The following is a 20,174-nucleotide window of genomic DNA, read 5'->3' as shown; positions in this document are numbered from 1 at the left end:
TGAATCAGGAGAGCAGATTACCCCCTGGATCTGATTTCAGGCGTTGGGTGTGGATCACTATTGCACCGTTCGTGACAATTTGTTTTGATTCACTGATGGAAAAGAATTTCTCTTAAGCAATTCCTCTCTCGATGGCGTTGGCTTTACGCGTTGGCGAATAATCATTTCTGCCGGAAGAATGCCGGGATTGTATGCAAGTCCTCTCATGGTAAATTCCTCTTTGTTAATTTATTCGTATTCCTGCTCTCTCTTCATCGAGTTTTTTTAGCTTGTATCGCATAGCCCTTACTGAATAAATTGAGCGGCAGGTTGCAATTGCTATTTCTTCTGCGGAGAACTTACCGAAAAGTGATACTTCGGCTCTTGTCCATCGTCTTCCACGAAGTCGGCTAACAATGTCAGCGCCAATCCTTGTTGCTTTCGCCATTACTGCTTTTTCAGTCCTTTCCAGTTTTTCAGCGATAACTTCAACTGGCATTGTCGCCGCCACTTCGCGCAAGAAATCGACTTCCCATTTCTCCCATGGAGTCTTTTTCATAGTCGATACCGTTATTTGATAAGAAGTGAAGGCTTCCCAACTTTGAGTTGAGCGCCGGGGATATTTATTCCTGCTTTTAGTTGGTGTTTGATTGCCAGTTTGTCGGCTTTAATTGTCGTTTCAAACTCAACGTATTCAGGAGGAAGGGCGCTTGAGTCGATGATTTCTACAGTTTCTGACGGTTTGCGGATTGTTACCTGGTGAATACCTGCTCGAATCTTTTTCTTGCCAACCATTTCAAGCGATGACGCTATATACGCCATAATGCTGTCAATCTTATTTTGAATTACTGCGGCTCGCTCATTTAGTGACTTTGCCTCTTCCTTGAGGCGTTCAGCATAACCAGATTCATTTTTAATAATAGCAAGAAGTTGCTCTATTTTATCGGTGAATTCTCCTTCCATGCCTTCTATTGTGTCAGCAATCATCTCTGGCTCTAAATCTGAATCCATCAGCTTTGCGTATTCATTGGCTATTTCATACAGTTTGCTCACTGGCAACCTCCAGTTTCGCTTTGCATTCTATGTAAATGGCTTGTACGTTCTGCTGCAATTTCATTCCAGATGTCAGGCGATATGCTTCTGCAAAATATCGCTTCAAATCATCCATGTTTTCTGCCTGAGCCATTTCATCGCAAAGAAGTTGTGCTTTATCCATTATTTCCTGCTGGCGTTTCCGTTCATCTTCGCGGATATCTTCCTCTGATTTGTGCGGCATAACTGGTTCCTGATGCATACCTTCATCTTCGTTAAGCAGGTGAATGGCATTATCCAGTCGCTGGGCTTTAGGCCAGTATTTGCTGGCGCGTTTAACTATGGTTTTACGCGCCATCTCTTCCCAGAATGTCTTCCACGGTCCATTCTTTGCCTTGCTCGTTGCTTCCACAGCTTTAATTTCTGCCAGACTCATTTCTTCAGTCAGGTAGTCACCATCTGCTGTTTTAACCGTACAATAACCACCAACAATAGAGCCTCGCTCACCAAATGCGTTGTATTTGTGGGTTGGTGCTGAATCAAGGCCGTTTGATTCATAGGTGTCGTTTGAGTACACCAGTTTGCATTGCCCCCACTTAATTGATCCTGTCGACTGTGCAAGGTGAAGTAATCCCATATAGCTGATATCAAGGCAAACCATGCCGTCGCGCGGAACCAGATAAGCAAGTTTGCTGGCCGGGTTTAAGGTGATGCCGATCGCCGCAACATTGATGATGGCGTTCTGTGCGCTGGTTGGATTTGCCAGTGCCGTTTTAGCCAGGTAATCGTTTTTCTGGAAATACTGAATTGCAAACTGGCTTTCCTTAGCCCATGTCACCGTCTGTTCAGTCAATGCTCCGCAGAATAACTGCTCTTGCTGTTTAACGAATTCAACGATATTGCTCATGCTGCTTCTCCAAAAATGTGTCTGCGTTTGAATATTGCGAAGGCATATTCAGCCTTAACTCTTTCGGTTATTGCATCCCAGAACCATTCAGCGGCTTTTTCCTGATAGTTACAGTCATCATCTTCCAGCCAGTCGATAGCGTCCTTAGTGTGTTCATCTGGTTTATATGAGCGAAGCATTTCGCTTATTGGGTCGCAACGTTTGCAGAGGCGATCAACTTCACTGTTGATTCGTTCGTAATCTTCATCAGTAAAACTTGCGATGATTTGCGATATTTCACACTTATCATTCAGAGTCAGAATCATCATCTTTCTCCTGTTCTTTGTGCTGATTGAGCATTTTGTTCATCTGACGAATGAATTCTTCGTCTGACCAGTTATCTGTAAAACTCATGGACGGCCTTGTTGTTTCAAAATATCCCAAAGCTTTTCGAGCAAACTTTTCATTCTTGGTTGTTTAAAATCTGCTCCGGTTAAAATGTTTTTTCGTGAATGCTGCACCGATAAAATCGGGTTGAAAGGGCGAACCGATGCCGCCCCTGCAATAGCGAACTGTTGCATAGGATGCTCCTTCTGTTTGATTGCATAACGAAAACGCCTCAAGTGAAGCGTTATTGGTATGCATATAAAAAAGCCCTCACACGGGAGGGCAAAGAAGATTTCCAATAATCAGAACAAGTCGGCTCCTGTTTAGTTACGAGCGACATTGCTCCGTGTATTCACTCGTTGGAATGAATACACAGTGCTTATTCGTCATGAATTTCAGGTAATTCTTCGTATTCGACTCCCCATGTGTTTTTACACCAACTAACTCGCTCATATCTTTTACAAAAATCAGACCACATAACTTGTGTTCCATCATGATTCGTTATTACTTCTGTAATATCACCAACACTAACAAAACTGGTATTGGAAGCAGTTATTTTTACTTTCATTACTCATCTCCAAGAGCTTTGCTAATTGCTGACTGTGCTTTCGATACTTCATCAGGATAATGGTCGTTCCAGTTTTGCTTGTATGCCTTGTTTAGCATCGCTTTCAGGGCATTTAAAAGGTCAGGTGCTGCCGCTATTAGATTGGCATCTTCAATGCATTGAACTTCCTCACAGATTGCAATATACGAACGCCAGCCTGTGCCATTTTCAAGAGAGTCTGCCTGGATGATTTTAATCTCATCGCCATCCATCATTATTTCCCACTTACCTTCAGTATCTTTAAATTCCATGTTAGCCTCTGTTGTTTATGCCAAAAATAAAGGCCGCCATCAGGCAGCCTTGTTGTAAATGTTGCAGGTATCAAGTAAGTAATTAGATGGAGCGCCATAAATTATGAATTCATCGTTTGTCGGGTCCATCTCCATCTCTTGGCCTATTGCCATTCTTGCGTCAGTGTCATCAGAGGCGAAGCATAAAACAGCCCACGCACCCATTGTTTTAAAAAGAACTGCAATTGGCTGTGGTTTTACTGAATTTGCGTTAGCGCGAAAATCACAAATCGCACTTTCATGAAACTCCATATCTCACCTCAAATAAGTGGTTTGCTGCCTAATTTCATTTTCTGGCGACCAACACAAGTCACACCCATTTCACTGCGTGGCTTGCGGTAGTAAATACGATTCTGTTTACGCTCGACTTCTTCTGCCTTCTTGCAGCGAAGGCTTCCGAGTGATGCTGCTTTATCTGCTCTGACGCAACCAGAGAGCTTTAGCGCAATTTTTCGCGCCAGTCGCTGCTCTTGCATTGCCTGTTCACGTTGAGCCTGTCTGCGTGCTCTGCGGCGATTTCTGGCGTTATCGTCAGCCAGATATGTAATGACTACTGTCATGTTGACCTCCGATGAAACAACTTTGGAATTTTTTTTATTACAAAGTGGTTTCCTTCCCCGCCAATTAGACGGGGATGGAAGAGCATTTATGAGCCTTTATGGACTCTGCTCGATCAGTTCTATTTAATTAATCTCTCAATTGAATGTAAGTATTCACATAAATCCTCCTACCTCTTGTGCAGCTTTCTTGAATATGGTGGCGGCTGCATAACGCCTATGGAATTGACTTTGGCGGTGACGCGCCGGGTGCTTATCTTCCGGTTGCCGTCGTGCAGCTGCACTTCACGTCACGTCACCCCAAAGCCAACTACTCTTTGGTTCCCGCATTTCGGCGGGACAATCCCATCAATGTTAAAGAGCCTGCCAATCTGTTCCGTTTGGCTACCATCGTCCTGCTGATGGCTTAAATTTAAGATCTCTTTAATTAATGGTCAAGAGTATTTTTGAAGAAAACTTAAATTTTCTTTCGTAACTTAAGTTTGGCTTTGATTTTTAAAGGAAATAAAAAAAGGGGCGAATGCCCCCTTATGGAAGGTTTGCTAGTTTTGCATCGACAACTACGCCGATGATTTTGCAGTTTCCGTTGATCTCGATCATCGGATATTGTGGGTTAAGTGGTTTTAGAAACTTCCTGCCTGCATCAATAACTAACTTCTTGAAAGTTGCCTCGTTTTCTCCTTCGAGCTTTGCAACTACCAGTTTCCCGTTACGCGGCTCTACTTCAGGATCGACGAGTATTATCATTCCTTCAGGGATACTGAGACCGGCCGGAGCCGTCATTGAGTCTCCTTTCACGTCCAACCAAAACGAATCTTCTGAACAGTCTACGGTTGTATCGTACCAGTTATCTATTGCACGCTTATGATATGGTTCTACAGCTTCCATCCAGCATCCTGCGCTCACCCAGCTAATCAGAGGGTATGACCCTCTTGGATCATGCCTACTGTGATAGGCAATGTTTGAAAGACTTCCCTCTCCTTTCATCAGATAGTCAGGGGAACACTTCAACGCATTAGCCAGGGCGAGAAGATTCTCTCCATTTGGCTCTGTCTCAGAGCGTTCCCACTGAGATATGGCAACATTAGACACGCCGACCATCTTTCCAAGTGCGGCCTGCCTGATCTTGAGTTCTTTTCTCCGAGCGCGAATGCGCTCTCCCATCAATTGAGTTTTCATAGTTAAGACATCTTAAATAAACTTGACTTAAGATTCCTTTAGTGGATAATTTAAGTGTTCTTTAATTTCGGAGCGAGTCTATGTACAAGAAAGATGTTATCGACCACTTCGGAACCCAGCGTGCTGTAGCTAAAGCGTTAGGCATTAGCGACGCAGCAGTCTCTCAGTGGAAGGAAGTCATCCCAGAGAAAGACGCCTATCGACTGGAAGTCGTTACAGCTGGCGCCCTGAAGTATCAAGAAAGCGCTTACCGCAAAGCGGCATAAGCAAATTGCTCTTTAACAGTCATGGTCCTCATTCCCGCCGAAATGCGGGAATACAACGCGCATAAGTTGATGCGCATAACTTCTTATTTGTTAAGGAAATACTTACATATGGTTCGTGCAAACAAACGCAACGAGGCTCTACGAATCGAGAGTGCGTTGCTTAACAAAATCGCAATGCTTGGAACTGAGAAGACAGCGGAAGCTGTGGGAGTTGATAAGTCGCAGATCAGCAGGTGGAAGAGGGACTGGATTCCAAAGTTCTCAATGCTGCTTGCTGTTCTTGAATGGGGTGTCGTTGACGACGACATGGCTCGATTGGCACGACAAGTTGCTTCGATTCTCACCAATAAAAAACGCCCGGCGGCAACCGAGCGTTCTGAACAAATCCAGATGGAATTCTGAGGTCATTACTGGATCAATCCACAGGAGTCATTATGACAAAACAACTCAGTCCTTACCAGGACAAAATTCACAAACACATACTACGTGATCGCTTCCTGTCCAGCTTCAAGCAACCTGGTCGATTCCGGGCTGAGTTGGAAAAAGTGAAGCTGATGCAGAAGGAGAAAGGTCATGAGTAATCTTGCAACCGTAACACATTTAAGGCCTTCACAACGGCCTGTGGAGCGTCGTGTGGCAGAAGTTGAAGATGGTTATACCCGTCTTGCAAATGCCCTGTATGAAGAGCTTATCGGCGCAGATTTAACGAAAAATCAGAGCAAGGTTGCCCACGCCATATGCCGTAAAACATACGGCTACGGTAAAAAGATGGATCGCATCTCTGATAGTCAGTTAGCTCAAATTACCAGGCTGCCAAGACAGAAGGTAAACAAGGCCAAGAATGAGCTTATCGCGATGAAGGTTATCCTTCGCGAAGGCCAGCAAATCGGGCCTAACAAGAACATCGAGGAATGGCAAATCGAAGGGTGTCACTACTCTGGTGATAATGTCACTGCATTGGTGACAAAAAGTGTCACCAAAACGGTGACAGCGCTGTCACCAAAACAGGGACACACAAAAGAAACTATTACAAAAGAAAAAAGAAATAATAAAAACACTATGTCCGAAAGTGTTCGGACGGAGTGTGAAAAATCACCTGACCGTCACGAAGAAACCGACAAGGCATTCGAGGAAATATTCTGGTGTGCAGGCATGCGGAAGGCCGGGAAGAAAAACGCAGCTTCGGCATTCAGAACACAGTTCAGGGAATGGCGTAAAACTACCAGGGGTACGGCAAGCGAGTTTGCCACGATGCTGGCAGAAGACATCGCATGCAGGAATGGTAAGCAGTTCGGATTCGACAGGTTGTTACCATCGAGCTACCTGAACGGTCAACGCTGGAACGACGAGAAGCCAGAAACCATTCAACCACAATCCAAACCATCATCCGCAATCACCGTATCGAAAACTGGCTACGTGTTTTTCGACAGGTGAACCATGAAATCAAAAATCAAATCGCTACTGGTCGCTGGTTATAACCACGGCTGGTTAAGTATTTCGTTTGTCGATTTCTGGTTTAAAAATCTCAATCTGAGGGAATCATGACGCCAAGTGAACTTAGCGACCTGCTTTGGGCGCAGGTTGACAGGGTGGCTCCGCACCTGTTGCCAAATGGCAAGAAAGAGGGGCATGAGTGGGTTGCCGGTAACGTCAACGGTGACAAGGGAAACAGCCTTAAGGTCAACCTTAGCGGCAAGAAAAAATGGGCTGATTTCGCTGAGGGAGACGGCGGTGACATGCTTGATTTGTGGATGGCATGTCGTGGAATTAACCTGCATCAGGCTATGCAGGAAGCGAAAGCATTTCTCGGTATCAAGGATGACGATCACCATTTCGATGCCAAACGTGAGAAGAAATTCTCCAGACCTGATCGCAAGAAAATCGCCCGCTACGTTACCAGAACAGAATCCCATCTTGAGTACCTGCAATCGCGTGGCATATCGCCAGAAATCGTAAAGCGCTACGAGGTTGTCAGCGGCAAGGTGTGGAATGGAGAGCGGGAACTGGATGCTCTGGTGATTCCGTACAAACGCGATGGTGAGTTGTTGCAGGTCAAGCGAATCAGCACTGAGCGCCCGGACGGGAAGAAAGTCATTATGGCAGAAGGTGATTGCGAACCTTGTCTGTTCGGATGGCAGGCTCTGGACGCTGGCGTGAGGGCGGTTGTACTTTGCGAAGGCGAAATTGATTGTATGAGCTATGCGCAATACGGCATCTCGGCGTTATCCGTGCCGTTTGGTGGCGGGAAAGGCGCTAAGCAGCAGTGGATTGAGTTTGAGTATCACAATCTCGACAGGTTTGAGGAAATATTCATCTCGATGGACGTTGATGATGTTGGTCGTGAAGCCGCAAGGGAAATCGCAAGCCGACTCGGTGAACATCGTTGCCGTCTTGTTACTCTGCCGTACAAAGACATCAACGAATGCCTGATGAACGGTGTTACCGAGGATGAAATCTGGCAGTACATCGGCACGGCATCCTACTTCGATCCTGAAGAACTCTACAGTGCGCGAGAGTTTTACCAGGACACTATCAATGCTTTCTACGGCAAGCAGCAGTATCTGTTTAATCCACCGTGGGAATCTCTGGCAGATAAATTCCAGTTCCGTGAGGCAGAGTTGACGCTGGTCAATGGTGTGAACGGTCACGGAAAAACGGAGGTTGTCGGGCATATGGCACTTGAGGCAATGCGTCAGGGTGTGAAGACGTGCATCGCGTCACTTGAGCTGAAGCCTGGTATTCTCCTTAAGCGCCTTACCCGTCAGGCGACGTGCTGCAAGATTCCGCCAGTGCTGGAAATTGACTCTGCATTTAAATTTTATGACGAAAGACTTTGGGTGTTTGGCCTGACCGGAACGGCGAAAGCCGACAGGCTGATCGAAATATTCGACTACGCTCGCCGCCGATACGGGATCCAGTTATTCATCATCGACAGCCTGATGAAATGTGGCATAGGCGACGATGACTATAACGGGCAGAAGGCGTTTGTTGACTCGATTTGCGACTTCAAAAACAAAACAAACTCCCACGTCATTCTCGTTACTCACTCGCGAAAAGGAGACAGCGAAGAAAAACCAACCGGGAAAATGGACGTAAAAGGCTCTGGAGCGATAACAGACCTGACAGACAACCTTTTCATCATCTGGCGTAACAAGGCTCGCGAGAGAGCGTTACAGAGAGTTCAGAGTGGTGAAAAGATGTCAGAGAAGGACGAACAGCTACTGGCGTCTCCGGCATCTGTTTTGATGCTTGAAAAACAACGTAACGGCGAAGGTTGGGAAGGTGGTGTCCCGTTGTTCCTTGACGAGCAATCGCACCAGTTCCTGCAACTTGAATCAGGATCGCCATATAGCTACATCGCCAATATGCCGAAATCGGAATATGACGAGGCGTGGCGACAGGAAAACGTGACGGAGTATTAAATGACCATCTACATCACTGAGCTAATAACAGGCCTGCTGGTAATCGCAGGCCTTTTTATTTGGGGGAGAGGGAAGTCATGAAAAAACTAACCTTTGAAATTCGATCTCCGGCACATCAGCAAAACGCTATTCACGCAGTACAGCAAATCCTTCCAGACCCAACCAAGCCAATCGTAGTGATCATTCAGGAGCGCAACCGCAGCTTAGACCAGAATCGGAAGCTTTGGGCTTGCCTTGGTGACGTCTCTCGTCAGGTTGAATGGCATGGTCGCTGGCTGGATGCAGAAAGCTGGAAGTGTGTGTTTACCGCAGCATTAAAGCAGCAGGACGTTGTTCCTAACCTTGCCGGGAATGGCTTTGTGGTAATAGGCCAGTCAACCAGCAGGATGCGTGTAAGCGAATTTGCGGAGTTATTAGAGCTTATACAGGCATTCGGTACAGAGCGTGGCGTTAAGTGGTCAGACGAAGCGCGACTGGCTCTGGAGTGGAAAGCGCGATGGGGAGACCGGGCAGCATGATGCGATGTTATCGGTGCGGTGAATGCAAAGAAGATAACCGCTTCCGACCAAATCAACCTTACTGGAATCGATGGTGTCTCCGGTGTGAAAGAACACCAACAGGGGTGTTACCACTACCGCAGGAAAAGGAGGACGTGTGGCGAGACAGCGACGAAGCATCACCGACATAATCTGCGAAAACTGCAAATACCTTCCAACGAAACGCTCCAGAAATAAACGCAAGCCAATCCCAAAAGAATCTGACGTAAAAACCTTCAACTACACGGCTCACCTGTGGGATATCCGGTGGCTAAGAAATCGTGCGAGGAAATGACAATGGATTATTCACAGTTAAGTGATTTTGAAATTAACGTGGCGGTATTCGAAGCCATTCATAACGGATCACCGGATTACAAAGAAGGTGAGAATGGCGATATGGTGTTTGTCTCATTTGAGGGAGACATTGTAAACGGAGACGCAGTTGAAGTAGAAGTTGAGCGCGGATCCTTTAACCCATGCGCAAACCCAGCAGACGCATGGCCGATTATTGAAAAATACAGGATTAGCATTATCAATCTCGATGAAGACGAGTGGGGTGCACGCGGTGTGGCCTACTGTAAATCTAAGCGAGCTATACATGAAAATCCCCTCCGCGCCGCCATGATTGTCTTTCTCATGATGCAGAGAATCCAATAATGCTTAGCCCATCCCAATCCCTTCAATACCAGAAAGAAAGCGTCGAGCGGGCTTTAACGTGCGCTAACTGCGGCCAGAAGCTGCATGTGCTGGAAGTTCACGTGTGTGAGCACTGCTGCGCAGAACTAATGAGCGATCCGAATAGCTCAATGCACGAGGAAGAAGACGATGAGTGATTCGTTTAGTAGCTCTGATTATTTGTATTTGGTTTTAGTACCTGTGGCAGAAGTATTCCGCTCTCGATTTCCTGAAGGCTCAGCACCATTTAATGCCATTAGCACTTACTCAAAATGCAGAGTGAAATTTACAGGTAAGCGGCTGGAAAGAGAGTGGCAGCAATTCTGCAAAAAACATGACCTAAAAAATGACCCTGAACTGGAGTATTAAATGGCTAATCTACGCAAAGAAGCGCGCGGCAGAGAATGCCAGGTACGTATTTACGGCGTATGCAATGGTAATCCTGAAACTACAGTTCTGGCACATTACCGGATGGCTGGAATTTGCGGAACGGGAATGAAGCCTGACGACCTGATCGGTGCATGGGCTTGTAGTGACTGCCACGCGGAGATCGACCGACGCACAAGGATTCTCGACAACAAAGACGCCAGACTTTACCACCTCGAAGGCGTGATCAGGACGCAGGCGGTATTGCTGAAGGAGGGGAAGATTAAGCCATGAACGAATATCAGTTTGTGCTTCCATACCCGCCGTCGGTGAATACCTACTGGCGAAGACGGGGAAGCCAATACTACATCAGCGATAAAGGCCAGAAATACCGAAAAGACGTTCAGCAAATCATCCGCCAACTCAAGTTAGATATTTTCACCAAAGCACGACTCCGCATCAAAGTCATCGCAGACGTTCCAGACTCCCGCCGCCGCGACCTCGACAACATCCTGAAAGGTTTACTCGACTCACTTATCCACGCCGGATTTGCGGAAGACGACGAGCAATTCGATGACATTCGCGTAATTCGTGGTGTGAAAGTACCAGGCGGAAGGCTTGGAATAAAAATCACCGAACTGGAGAACGCATGAACGCCACAATTCAAACGATACCAGAGCTTCTTATCCAGACACGAGGAAATCAGACCGAAGTGGCGAGGATGCTTTCCTGCGCAAGAGGAACAGTGCTCAAGTACAACCGAGACAACAAAGGCGAGCGTCACGTAATAGTTAACGGCGTCATGATGGTCAAACAGGGCAAGAGGGGGAGACCATGAGACTCGAAAGCGTAGCTAAATTTCATTCGCCAAAAAGCCCGATGATGAGCGACTCACCACGGGCTACGGCTTCTGACTCTCTTTCCGGTACTGATGTGATGGCTGCTATGGGGATGGCGCAATCACAAGCCGGATTCGGAATGGCTGCATTCTGTGGTAAACATGAACTCAGCCAGAACGACAAACAAAAGGCTATCAACTATCTGATGCAATTTGCACACAAGGTATCGGGGAAATACCGTGGTGTGGCAAAGCTTGAAGGAAATACTAAGACAAAGGTACTGCAAGTGCTCGCAACATTCGCTTATGCGGATTATTGCCGTAGTGCCGCGACGCCGGGCGCAAGATGCAGAGATTGCCACGGTACAGGCCGTGCGGTTGATATAGCCAAAATGGAGCAGTGGGGGAGAGTTGTTGAGAAAGAGTGCGGAAGATGCAAAGGTGTCGGTTATTCAAGGATGCCTGCAAGCGCCGCATATCGCGCTGTAACGATGCTAATCCCAAACCTTACCCAGCCCACCTGGTCACGCACTGTTAAGCCGCTGTATGACGCTCTGGTGGTGCAATGCCACAAAGAAGAGTCAATCGCAGACAACATTTTGAATGCGGTCACACGTTAGCAGCATGATTGCCACGGATGGCAACATATTAACGGCATGATATTGACTTTTTGAATAAAGTTGGGTAAATTTGACCCAACGATGGATAAATGCACTCGTTAAATAAAGCCCTGAGTTAATAGCTCGGGGCTTTTTGCGTTTTAATCACGACCTTTCTGAAAGCACATCAACCCAAATACCAGACAGACAAAAATAATCACCTTATCCGCTGTGGCTACGGTGCGGTGTGCTTTGCATAAAAGAAAACCAGCGTAATGGCTGGCTTCGTGAAAGCGGGTGGCATGAGGTTGCGCTAACAACCTCCTGCCGCTTTGCCCGTGCATATCGGTCACGAACAAATCTGATTACTAAACACAGTAGCCTGGATTTGTTCTATCAGTAATCGACCTTATTCCTAATTAAATAGAGCAAATCCCCTCAATGAAGGGGTAGAGCATGTACCGTATGGACAAAATCAGAGAATGGTTCAGTTACAGCTTCGGAGGACTGACTGCGATGGGTGGCATCCTCTCCCTGAATGACTGGGCTGTCATCATTGGTATTCTTTGTACTGTCGGCACATTTGGCATCAACTGGTACTACAAGCGCAAAGAGCGCGAGGACAGATTGAATGGCAATGTCACCGGCACTACGAAATAGCGTAATAGCGGCGATAAGTGGTGGGGCTATTGCTATAGCATCAGTGTTAATCACTGGCCCAAGTGGTGACGATGGCCTGGAAGGTGTCAGCTACATACCATACAAAGATATCGTTGGCGTATGGACTGTATGTCACGGACACACCGGAAAAGACATCATGCTCGGTAAAACGTATACCGAAGCAGAATGCAAAGCCCTCCTGAATAAAGACCTTGCCACGGTCGCCAGACAAATTAACCCGTACATCAAAGTCGATATACCGGAAACAACGCGCGGCGCTCTTTACTCGTTCGTCTACAACGTGGGTGCTGGCAATTTCAGAACATCGACGCTTCTTCGCAAAATAAACCAGGGCGATATCAAAGGCGCATGTGACCAGCTACGTCGCTGGACATACGCTGGCGGTAAGCAATGGAAAGGCCTGATGACTCGTCGTGAGATTGAGCGTGAAGTCTGTTTGTGGGGGCAACAATGAGCAGAGTAACCGCGATTATCTCCGCTCTGGTTATCTGCATCATCGTCTGCCTGTCGTGGGCGGTCAATCATTACCGTGATAACGCCATCGCCTACAAAGAACAGCGAGATAAAAAAGTCAGTGAGCTGAAGCAGGCGACCGCCACCATTACTGACATGCAGCAGCGCCAGCGTTCTGCTGATGCACTCGATGCTAAATACACGAAGGAGTTAGCTGATGCGAAAGCTGAAAATGATGCTCTTCGGCGCAAGCTTGATAATGGTGGTCGGGTGTTCGTCAAAGGAAAATGCCCTGTGCCATCCTCAGCCGAAACCTCCAGCGCCTCCGGCATGGGCAATGATGCCACCGTCGAACTCTCTCCAGTTGCTGGACGAAACGTTCTCGGTATCCGGGACGGAATCATCAGCGACCAAACAGCACTGAGAACGCTTCAGGAATACATCAGGACGCAATGCCTTCGATGATAGCGATAATTTTACTTATCATCCTTCACATCTGGCTCTGTAGACAGGGTGGTGATCACTTCTGGAGTGAATCCAGATTAAACATCTCATTGCTGATGCTTGATATTGAGCATCTTGCGCGCGGTAAGGGGCTGCGTTGAGATAAGAGCCAGTCATTACAAATACCAGAATTTAGCCTCGCATTCGCGGGGCTTTTTATTGCCATTACAAAAGCCACTCCCTACAGAGTGGCTTTGATAATGGCTTATACCCTACACGGGATAGCTTAACTGATATCCCTTTTAACGGATAAAGGTATTCAAGCCTGACACATCATGCGCTGTATCGTCGCCGTATTCCCGTATTAACAGAGACCGTAGCCCGACGGGGAACTCCTTCTGCGCGAGTGTGCGGGAATAATCAAAAACGATGCACACCGGGTTTTTACCGCGTTTATGGTTCGCGGGTTTGTCCCTCATGCTCGCCAGTCCTGTGCGGGGGGGGAAGAAACAGGACACTTACACAGATTCTTGTGGGCACGATGCTATGCCTTTCTGGATTATCCCGATGCCATTCATGCAAGGCGTTGTATCAGACGTTCGTCAGAGCTGTCAGGCTGACGGGTCCTCCCGGTGGGGTGGCCTGCCACGGGGCGGGAGCGGCGCGGAAAAAGGCTAGTTTTTGAAATTTCATTCGTCATCACCACTACTGTAATGTATTGATATTACGGTGATTTTATTTTTATGGTGTCGATTTTGATTGTTTTTTGTTCACCACTAACACCGTTTGCCTAAAGTTGTTCGCAAGATGCATGTTTAAAACATTCTGGAGCGGGTATGGATCGAGAGTTAAAAAATCTGACGCTGAATATCAGTCAACTGGCGGCACTGTCAGGTGTACATCGCCAGACTGCTGCGGCAAGGCTGCAAAATCTACCCGTTGCAGGGGGGCATGAAAGCAACCTCAAGCTTTATCGGGTGGTTGATATTGTGTCGGCATTTCTGGCATTACCACCGCCGGTTGCAGAAGGCGAAATGGACGCGCATGAGCGCAAAGCCTGGTATCAGTCTGAACGTGAGCGTCTTAAGTTCGAACAGGAAACGGCACAACTCATTCCGGCCAGTGATGTCAGACGGGAGTTTGCCATCTGGGCAAAAGCGGTCGTGCAGGTGCTGGAGACATTACCGGATATTCTTGAACGTGACTGCGGTCTGCAGCCTGCCGCTGTGAGCCGTGTTCAGTCCATTATTGATGATCTGCGCGATCAGATAGCCCTGCGGGTGACTGAAGCAGGTGCGGATGATGAGGAGGAATTACAGCAGGAGGAGTAATGCTGAATCAGGAAACCGCAAAGGCAGCACGAACCGATTCAGGTTATATCCTTCGCGCACCGAGACGAATGCGGGTTGCTGATGCCGTTGCTCAGTATATGCGGGTGCCCATGGGGGCCGGGAACTCAGTCCCGTGGGATCCGCTGGTGGCACCGTATGTTATTGAGCCGATGAACTGCCTGGCCTCGCGTGAATACGACGCAGTGATATTTGTTGGCCCGGCACGAACCGGCAAGACTATCGGCCTGATTGACGGCTGGGTGATTTACAACGTGATTTGCGATCCTGCTGATATGCTGATCATTCAGATGACGGAGGAAAAAGCCCGCGAACACTCCAAAAAACGACTCGCCAGAACGTTTCGCGTCAGCCCGGAAGTGGTCAGTCGCCTGAGTCCGAACAAAAATGACAACAACGTTTATGACAGAACATTCCTTGCTGGCAACTACCTGAAAATCGGCTGGCCGTCAGTCAATATCATGTCCTCATCAGATTATAAATGCGTCGCGCTGACGGATTATGACCGTTTTCCGGAAGATATTGATGGCGAGGGGGATGCCTTCTCTCTTGCCTCAAAACGTACCACCACATTTATGTCCAGCGGTATGACGTTGGTGGAGAGTTCCCCCGGCAGGGATGTGAAGGATGTGAAATGGCGACGGACTTCACCGCATGAGGCTCCACCAACCACGGGGATCCTGTCGCTCTATAACCGTGGTGATCGCCGTCGCTGGTACTGGCCCTGTCCACACTGTGGTGAGTATTTTCAGCCCTGCGGCGATGTGGTTGCTGGTTTCCGTGATATTGCCGATCCCGTGCTGGCAAGTGAGGCGGCTTATATTCAGTGTCCTTCCTGTTCAGGACGGATTATGCCTGAACACAAACGTGAGCTGAACGGACGTGGGGTCTGGTTGCGGGATGGTGAATCCATCAATGCGGATGGCAGTCGTTATGGTGATCCCCGACGCTCACGTATTGCGTCATTCTGGATGGAGGGTCCGGCAGCTGCTTACCAGACACTCTCGCAACTCGTTTACAAACTGCTTACTGCAGAACAGGAATACGAGACAACCGGAAGTGAAGAAACACTCAAGACGGTTATCAATACCGACTGGGGATTACCTTATCTTCCCCGCGCCAGCATGGAGCAACGAAAAAGTGAACTGCTTGAGCAGCGGGCAGAGCCAGTTCCTTCCCGCAGTGTGCCGGATGGCGTTAATTTCCTTGTGGCGACAGTGGATGTGCAGGCGGGACGTCATCGCCGTTTTGTGGTTCAGGTAACGGGCTATGGCAGCCGTGGCGAACGCTGGATTATTGATCGTTACAACATCACGCAGTCATTACGCGGTGACAGCGACGGGGAGAGCCAGCGAATTGATCCGGCCAGCTATCCGGAAGACTGGGATGTCCTGCTGACGGATGTTTTTCATAAAAGCTGGCCGCTAGCCTCCGATCCTTCTCAACAAATGCGACTGATGGCAATGGCGGTGGACTCCGGCGGTGAAGACGGGGTCACTGATAATGCCTATAAATTCTGGCGTCGTTGCCGTCGTGATGGCCTTGGTAAACGTATTTACCTGTTTAAGGGCGACAGCATCCGGCGCGCAAAACTGATCACCCGTACATTCCCTGATAACACCGGACGAACGGGCCGACGGGCGCAGGCCGCAGGTGATGTGCCGCTCTGGCTTCTTCAGACGGATGCACTGAAAGACCGGGTGAATAACGCGTTATGGCGTGACTCGCCAGGTCCCGGCTATGTGCATTTCCCTGACTGGCTGGGGAGCTGGTTTTACGACGAACTGACGTATGAAGAGCGGAGCAGTGACGGGAAATGGAGTAAGCCGGGTCGCGGTGCCAACGAAGCTTTTGACCTGATGGTGTATGCCGAGGCTCTGGTCATTCTGCATGGATACGAAAAGATCCGCTGGCCGGATGCACCGGAGTGGGCGAGCCGGGAAACCTGGCTGGAGTGTGTCCAGGACAGTACCGAACCGTCATCCTCACCGGAACCGGTATCCACGCCTGTTAAAAAACAAAAACGGAAGAAAACAGTAACTGACGATGTTAACCCCTGGCTGACTTCCGGAGGATGGTTATGAACCAGAATGATATCGAAGCCATGATTCAGCGTTATATGGAAGCTGAAATGGCGGTGCTGGACGGAAAATCCGTCACCTTTAATGGTCAGCAGATGACCATGGAAAACTTATCTGAGATCCGGCAGGGACGGCAGGAGTGGGAGCGCCGCCTTGCGGCTCTGATTACACGACGACGGGGGCATCCCGGGTACCGGCTGGCGAGGTTCTGATGGCAATTCTTGATGATGTGATTGGCGTTTTTTCACCTGGATGGAAAGCGGCAAGGCTGCGTTCCCGTGCGGTGATCCAGGCTTATGAAGCCGTAAAAACGACGCGGACACACAAAGCCCGACGGGAGAACCGAACTGCCGACCAGCTAAGCCAGTACGGGGCCGTGTCGTTACGTGAGCAGGCCCGTTACCTTGATAACAACCACGATCTGGTTATTGGTGTATTTGACAAGCTGGAAGAACGGGTGGTGGGGAAAAACGGGATTATTGTCGAGCCACATCCGGTATTACGCAATGGGGCCATTGCCCGTGATCTGGCAGCGGAGATTCGCACCCGATGGAGTGAATGGTCTGTCAGCCCGGAAGTCACCGGGCAGTTTACCCGTCCGATGCTGGAACGTCTGATGCTGCGTACCTGGCTGCGCGATGGTGAGGTGTTTGCCCAGATGGTTTCCGGGCGCATAAACAGCCTGACGCCTTCTGCCGGTGTTCATTTCTGGCTGGAGGCGCTCGAGCCAGACTTTATTCCCATGACCAGTGATGAGAGCAACAGGCTGAATCAGGGCGTGTTTGTTGATGACTGGGGGCGTCCCGAAAAATATCTGGTGTATAAAAGCCGTCCCGTATCCGGACGGCAGATGGAAACCAAAGAAGTGGATGCAGAGCGAATGCTGCATCTTAAATTTGTTCGCCGTCTGCACCAGATGCGCGGGACGTCTTTGTTGTCCGGTGTGCTGATCCGCCTCAGTGCCCTGAAAGATTATGAAGATTATGAGCTGACTGCAGCAAGGATCGCCGCTGCTCTGGGGATGTACATCCGCAAAGGCGACGGGCAGAGCTATGAACCGGATGGTAATGGCAGCAAGGATAAGGAACGCGAGCTTACCATTCAGCCAGGCATTATTTACGACGATCTGAAACCCGGCGAAGAAATCGGAATGGTGAAGTCGGATCGCCCCAATCCTAATCTTGAAACTTTTCGTAATGGTCAGTTGCGTGCAGTGGCGGCTGGCAGTCGTCTGAGTTTTTCCAGTACAGCGCGCAACTATAACGGCACTTACAGCGCCCAGCGTCAGGAGCTGGTTGAATCCACTGATGGCTACCTGATCCTGCAGGACTGGTTTATTGGTGCCGTCACCCGCCCGATGTACCGTGCCTGGCTGAAACAGGCTGTGGCATCCGGTGTTATCAGGCTACCCCGCGATCTTGACCGTTCTTCACTGTATACCGCGGTGTATTCCGGACCGGTGATGCCGTGGATTGACCCTGTTAAGGAGGCTGAGGCCTGGAAAATCCAGATTCGTGGTGGAGCGGCGACAGAATCAGACTGGGTACGTGCAGGTGGTCGTAATCCGGATGATGTCAAACGTCGGCGCAAGGCCGAAATTGATGAAAACCGCAAGCTGGATCTGGTATTTGATACCGATCCGGCCAGTGATAAAGGAGGCAGCAGTGCCGCAACGAAACGACAGGAGCCGCAGCACACCGACGACCAGTCCGAAGAATAATTCCTGGTTCAGGATGCAGGCTGGTCACCAGAGTGACGCGGATATTTATATTTATGACGAGATTGGTTTCTGGGGTGTTACAGCGAAGCAGTTTATCAGTGATCTGAATGCACTGGGCGATATCACCCACATTAATCTCCATATCAATTCACCGGGTGGCGATGTCTTTGAAGGCATCGCCATTTTTAATGCGCTGAAAACACATGGTGCGTCCATTACCGTTTATGTCGACGGTGTGGCGGCGTCAATGGCGTCGGTCATTGCGATGGTGGGAAAACCGGTCATTATGCCGGAAAACACCTTCATGATGATTCATAAACCATTTGGCTTTACGGGCGGTGATGCGGAGGACATGCGCACCTATGCCGACCTGCTCGATAAGGTTGAGGCGGTTCTGTTACCCGCTTATGCACAGAAAACCGGGAAAACCACCGATGAAATTGCTGCCATGCTGGCGGATGAGACCTGGATGTCCGGTGCCGAATGTCTGGCACATGGATTTGCTGATCAGGTGACGCCAGCCGTTAAGGCAATGGCATGTATTCAGTCAAAACGTACAGAGGAATTTAAAAAGATGCCGGAATCCATTCGAAACATGATTACTCCGCCACGCAACAGTGCTCCACGCGTACAGGATGATGAACCTGCAGCCTCCCGGACGCCAGTGCAGGCAGCAGCACCCGTGGTGGATGAAAACAGTATCCGTGCGCAGGTACTGGCAGAGCAAAAAGCGCGTGTAAACGGTATTAATGATCTGTTTGCCATGTTTGGCGGGCGTTATCAGACGCTGCAGGCTCAGTGTCTTGCCGATCCTGAATGTTCGCTGGAGCAGGCCCGCGAAAAGCTGTTGAACGAGATGGGGCGCGAGTCCACGCCATCCAATAAAAATACCCCGGCTCATATTTATGCCGGTAACGGTAATTTTGTGGGGGACGGGATCCGCCAGGCGCTGATGGCGCGTGCCGGATTTGAAAAAACCGAACGTGATAATGTCTACAACGGGATGACCCTGCGTGAATATGCCCGTATGTCACTGACTGAACGGGGTATTGGGGTTTCCGGTTATAACCCGATGCAGATGGTCGGTGCGGCGTTCACACACAGTACGTCTGACTTCGGTAATATTCTGCTGGATGTTGCGAACAAAGCCATTCTGCAGGGCTGGGAGGATGCCCCTGAAACCTATGAACAGTGGACGCGGAAAGGTCAGTTGTCTGATTTTAAAATTGCCCATCGCGTGGGTATGGGGGGCTTCAGTGCTCTGCGTCAGGTGCGTGAAGGGGCGGAATATAAATACGTCACCACCGGAGATAAACAGGCCACTATTGCACTGGCGACCTATGGCGAGCTGTTCAGTATCACCCGTCAGGCCATTATCAATGATGATCTGAATATGCTGACCGATGTCCCGATGAAGCTGGGCCGTGCGGCGAAATCCACTATTGCCGATCTGGTTTATGCCATTCTGACGTCTAACCCGAAAATCTCCACAGATAATGTAAGTCTGTTCGATAAAGCGAAACATGCAAACGTACTGGAGGACGCTGCAATGGACGTGGCATCGCTGGATAAAGCCCGCCAGTTGATGCGTGTTCAGAAAGAGGGGGAGCGTCATCTGAATATTCGTCCTGCGTTCGTACTGGTACCGACGGCGATGGAGTCTGTTGCTAACCAGGTCATTCGCTCCTCAAGTGTCAAGGGGGCTGACATTAACGCCGGTATTATTAACCCGGTGAAAGATTTTGCGACCGTTATTGCAGAGCCTCGTCTTGATGATAACAGCCAGACCACCTTCTACCTGGCTGCGTCAAAAGGCTCCGATACGAT

Annotated in this window: 35 protein-coding genes; 24 read left to right on the top strand and 11 right to left on the bottom strand. The window is 49.0% G+C overall.

Features of this window, described 5'->3' with window-relative positions; all coding sequences use genetic code 11:
* Positions 1–57: 57 nt before the first annotated feature.
* The 11 genes from ATB02_RS24250 to ATB02_RS24200 all read right to left on the bottom strand — a co-directional run bounded on the left by ATB02_RS24250 (position 58) and on the right by ATB02_RS24200 (position 4,917).
* Positions 58–207, bottom strand: a complete 150-nt coding sequence (locus ATB02_RS24250; protein WP_105272342.1) for a DUF2737 family protein — start codon at positions 205–207, stop codon at positions 58–60.
* Between the two features lie 16 nt (positions 208–223).
* On the bottom strand, positions 224–538 hold the full coding sequence (locus tag ATB02_RS24245; protein WP_000753555.1) for a hypothetical protein: 315 nt from the start codon (positions 536–538) through the stop codon (positions 224–226).
* A gap of 11 nt (positions 539–549) precedes the next feature.
* A complete protein-coding gene (locus ATB02_RS24240) occupies positions 550–1,032 on the bottom strand; it encodes a siphovirus Gp157 family protein (RefSeq protein ID WP_000041322.1) in 483 nt (160 codons plus the stop codon).
* Positions 1,016–1,918 (bottom strand): RecT family recombinase, encoded by a 903-nt coding sequence (locus ATB02_RS24235; RefSeq protein WP_000065846.1) that lies wholly within the window; start codon positions 1,916–1,918, stop codon positions 1,016–1,018. Before ATB02_RS24235 ends, ATB02_RS24240 begins: the two co-directional genes overlap by 17 nt.
* Entirely contained in the window at positions 1,915–2,223 is a 309-nt protein-coding gene (locus tag ATB02_RS24230) for a hypothetical protein (RefSeq protein WP_105272341.1), read from the bottom strand. The genes ATB02_RS24235 and ATB02_RS24230 overlap by 4 nt, the downstream gene beginning before the upstream one ends.
* A gap of 84 nt (positions 2,224–2,307) precedes the next feature.
* A complete protein-coding gene (locus tag ATB02_RS26490) occupies positions 2,308–2,478 on the bottom strand; it encodes a hypothetical protein (protein ID WP_001183771.1) in 171 nt (56 codons plus the stop codon).
* Between the two features lie 185 nt (positions 2,479–2,663).
* Positions 2,664–2,852: a hypothetical protein gene (locus ATB02_RS24220; protein ID WP_105272339.1), complete on the bottom strand. Its 189-nt coding sequence runs from the start codon at positions 2,850–2,852 to the stop codon at positions 2,664–2,666.
* Positions 2,852–3,142, bottom strand: coding sequence for a hypothetical protein (locus ATB02_RS24215; RefSeq protein ID WP_105272338.1), 291 nt, complete (start codon positions 3,140–3,142; stop codon positions 2,852–2,854). The genes ATB02_RS24220 and ATB02_RS24215 overlap by 1 nt, the downstream gene beginning before the upstream one ends.
* A gap of 39 nt (positions 3,143–3,181) precedes the next feature.
* A complete protein-coding gene (locus ATB02_RS24210) occupies positions 3,182–3,433 on the bottom strand; it encodes a hypothetical protein (RefSeq protein WP_000394302.1) in 252 nt (83 codons plus the stop codon).
* 8 nt (positions 3,434–3,441) lie between these two features.
* Positions 3,442–3,741, bottom strand: coding sequence for a hypothetical protein (locus ATB02_RS24205; protein ID WP_000219337.1), 300 nt, complete (start codon positions 3,739–3,741; stop codon positions 3,442–3,444).
* A gap of 525 nt (positions 3,742–4,266) precedes the next feature.
* Positions 4,267–4,917, bottom strand: coding sequence for a LexA family protein (locus ATB02_RS24200; protein WP_105272337.1), 651 nt, complete (start codon positions 4,915–4,917; stop codon positions 4,267–4,269).
* An 80-nt stretch (positions 4,918–4,997) separates the two neighbouring features.
* Here ATB02_RS24200 and ATB02_RS24195 point away from each other — a divergent pair, with 80 nt between their 5' ends.
* From ATB02_RS24195 to ATB02_RS24065, 24 genes are all read left to right on the top strand, one after another.
* On the top strand, positions 4,998–5,183 hold the full coding sequence (locus tag ATB02_RS24195; RefSeq protein ID WP_000276886.1) for a Cro/CI family transcriptional regulator: 186 nt from the start codon (positions 4,998–5,000) through the stop codon (positions 5,181–5,183).
* Between the two features lie 108 nt (positions 5,184–5,291).
* Positions 5,292–5,585 carry a lambda phage CII family protein gene (locus tag ATB02_RS24190; RefSeq protein ID WP_000251073.1) on the top strand — a complete coding sequence of 98 codons (294 nt, stop codon included), beginning with the start codon at positions 5,292–5,294 and terminating at the stop codon, positions 5,583–5,585.
* Positions 5,586–5,617: 32 nt separating this feature from the next.
* Positions 5,618–5,764 carry a DUF2740 family protein gene (locus tag ATB02_RS24185; protein WP_000166207.1) on the top strand — a complete coding sequence of 49 codons (147 nt, stop codon included), beginning with the start codon at positions 5,618–5,620 and terminating at the stop codon, positions 5,762–5,764.
* Positions 5,757–6,617: a replication protein gene (locus ATB02_RS24180; RefSeq protein WP_000067065.1), complete on the top strand. Its 861-nt coding sequence runs from the start codon at positions 5,757–5,759 to the stop codon at positions 6,615–6,617. Before ATB02_RS24185 ends, ATB02_RS24180 begins: the two co-directional genes overlap by 8 nt.
* Positions 6,618–6,724: 107 nt before the next feature.
* Positions 6,725–8,605 (top strand): toprim domain-containing protein, encoded by a 1,881-nt coding sequence (locus ATB02_RS24175; protein ID WP_105272336.1) that lies wholly within the window; start codon positions 6,725–6,727, stop codon positions 8,603–8,605.
* A gap of 77 nt (positions 8,606–8,682) precedes the next feature.
* Positions 8,683–9,123 carry a recombination protein NinB gene (locus tag ATB02_RS24170; RefSeq protein ID WP_016063039.1) on the top strand — a complete coding sequence of 147 codons (441 nt, stop codon included), beginning with the start codon at positions 8,683–8,685 and terminating at the stop codon, positions 9,121–9,123.
* A complete protein-coding gene (ninD, locus tag ATB02_RS24165; RefSeq protein ID WP_306308511.1) occupies positions 9,102–9,293 on the top strand; it encodes a protein NinD in 192 nt (63 codons plus the stop codon). Before ATB02_RS24170 ends, ninD begins: the two co-directional genes overlap by 22 nt.
* On the top strand, positions 9,260–9,436 hold the full coding sequence (locus tag ATB02_RS24160) for a NinE family protein (RefSeq protein WP_025723712.1): 177 nt from the start codon (positions 9,260–9,262) through the stop codon (positions 9,434–9,436). Before ninD ends, ATB02_RS24160 begins: the two co-directional genes overlap by 34 nt.
* Positions 9,437–9,438: 2 nt before the next feature.
* Entirely contained in the window at positions 9,439–9,798 is a 360-nt protein-coding gene (locus ATB02_RS24155) for a phage protein NinX family protein (RefSeq protein ID WP_000386657.1), read from the top strand.
* Positions 9,798–9,974: a protein NinF gene (locus tag ATB02_RS24150; protein WP_052940382.1), complete on the top strand. Its 177-nt coding sequence runs from the start codon at positions 9,798–9,800 to the stop codon at positions 9,972–9,974. The genes ATB02_RS24155 and ATB02_RS24150 overlap by 1 nt, the downstream gene beginning before the upstream one ends.
* Positions 9,967–10,185: a hypothetical protein gene (locus tag ATB02_RS24145; RefSeq protein ID WP_001283996.1), complete on the top strand. Its 219-nt coding sequence runs from the start codon at positions 9,967–9,969 to the stop codon at positions 10,183–10,185. Before ATB02_RS24150 ends, ATB02_RS24145 begins: the two co-directional genes overlap by 8 nt.
* Complete coding sequence (locus ATB02_RS24140; protein WP_028125967.1) at positions 10,186–10,476, top strand: DUF1364 domain-containing protein; 291 nt, start codon at positions 10,186–10,188, stop codon at positions 10,474–10,476. It begins immediately after the preceding gene.
* A complete protein-coding gene (locus ATB02_RS24135; RefSeq protein WP_097747676.1) occupies positions 10,473–10,835 on the top strand; it encodes a RusA family crossover junction endodeoxyribonuclease in 363 nt (120 codons plus the stop codon). Before ATB02_RS24140 ends, ATB02_RS24135 begins: the two co-directional genes overlap by 4 nt.
* The gene (locus tag ATB02_RS24130; protein ID WP_105272335.1) at positions 10,832–11,020 is read left to right on the top strand and encodes a protein ninH; all 189 of its coding nucleotides are present in this window, start codon (positions 10,832–10,834) and stop codon (positions 11,018–11,020) included. Before ATB02_RS24135 ends, ATB02_RS24130 begins: the two co-directional genes overlap by 4 nt.
* A complete protein-coding gene (locus ATB02_RS24125; RefSeq protein ID WP_097747675.1) occupies positions 11,017–11,640 on the top strand; it encodes an antitermination protein in 624 nt (207 codons plus the stop codon). The genes ATB02_RS24130 and ATB02_RS24125 overlap by 4 nt, the downstream gene beginning before the upstream one ends.
* 435 nt (positions 11,641–12,075) lie before the next feature.
* Entirely contained in the window at positions 12,076–12,279 is a 204-nt protein-coding gene (locus tag ATB02_RS24115) for a phage holin family protein (RefSeq protein ID WP_000286100.1), read from the top strand.
* Complete coding sequence (gene rrrD, locus ATB02_RS24110; RefSeq protein WP_088731257.1) at positions 12,257–12,754, top strand: lysozyme RrrD; 498 nt, start codon at positions 12,257–12,259, stop codon at positions 12,752–12,754. The genes ATB02_RS24115 and rrrD overlap by 23 nt, the downstream gene beginning before the upstream one ends.
* Complete coding sequence (locus tag ATB02_RS24105) at positions 12,751–13,218, top strand: lysis protein (RefSeq protein WP_001442864.1); 468 nt, start codon at positions 12,751–12,753, stop codon at positions 13,216–13,218. Before rrrD ends, ATB02_RS24105 begins: the two co-directional genes overlap by 4 nt.
* On the top strand, positions 13,206–13,358 hold the full coding sequence (locus tag ATB02_RS24100) for a hypothetical protein (protein ID WP_001139680.1): 153 nt from the start codon (positions 13,206–13,208) through the stop codon (positions 13,356–13,358). Before ATB02_RS24105 ends, ATB02_RS24100 begins: the two co-directional genes overlap by 13 nt.
* 675 nt (positions 13,359–14,033) lie before the next feature.
* A complete protein-coding gene (locus ATB02_RS24085) occupies positions 14,034–14,528 on the top strand; it encodes a DUF1441 family protein (protein WP_000373425.1) in 495 nt (164 codons plus the stop codon).
* Positions 14,528–16,630, top strand: a complete 2,103-nt coding sequence (locus ATB02_RS24080) for a phage terminase large subunit family protein (protein ID WP_000934110.1) — start codon at positions 14,528–14,530, stop codon at positions 16,628–16,630. Before ATB02_RS24085 ends, ATB02_RS24080 begins: the two co-directional genes overlap by 1 nt.
* Entirely contained in the window at positions 16,627–16,839 is a 213-nt protein-coding gene (locus ATB02_RS24075) for a hypothetical protein (RefSeq protein ID WP_001072973.1), read from the top strand. Before ATB02_RS24080 ends, ATB02_RS24075 begins: the two co-directional genes overlap by 4 nt.
* The gene (locus tag ATB02_RS24070) at positions 16,839–18,347 is read left to right on the top strand and encodes a phage portal protein (protein ID WP_000985939.1); all 1,509 of its coding nucleotides are present in this window, start codon (positions 16,839–16,841) and stop codon (positions 18,345–18,347) included. The genes ATB02_RS24075 and ATB02_RS24070 overlap by 1 nt, the downstream gene beginning before the upstream one ends.
* A partial coding sequence (locus ATB02_RS24065) for a ClpP-like prohead protease/major capsid protein fusion protein (RefSeq protein ID WP_105272343.1) occupies positions 18,292–20,174 on the top strand: 1,883 nt, incomplete at its 3' end. The genes ATB02_RS24070 and ATB02_RS24065, both read left to right, overlap by 56 nt.

This window comes from Escherichia sp. MOD1-EC5189 (genome assembly GCF_002966045.1).
GTDB classification, from domain to species: Bacteria; Pseudomonadota; Gammaproteobacteria; order Enterobacterales; family Enterobacteriaceae; genus Escherichia; species Escherichia coli_F.
The sequence above is the reverse complement of the archived record's forward strand: the minus strand, read 5'-3'. Positions and strand labels throughout refer to the sequence as shown.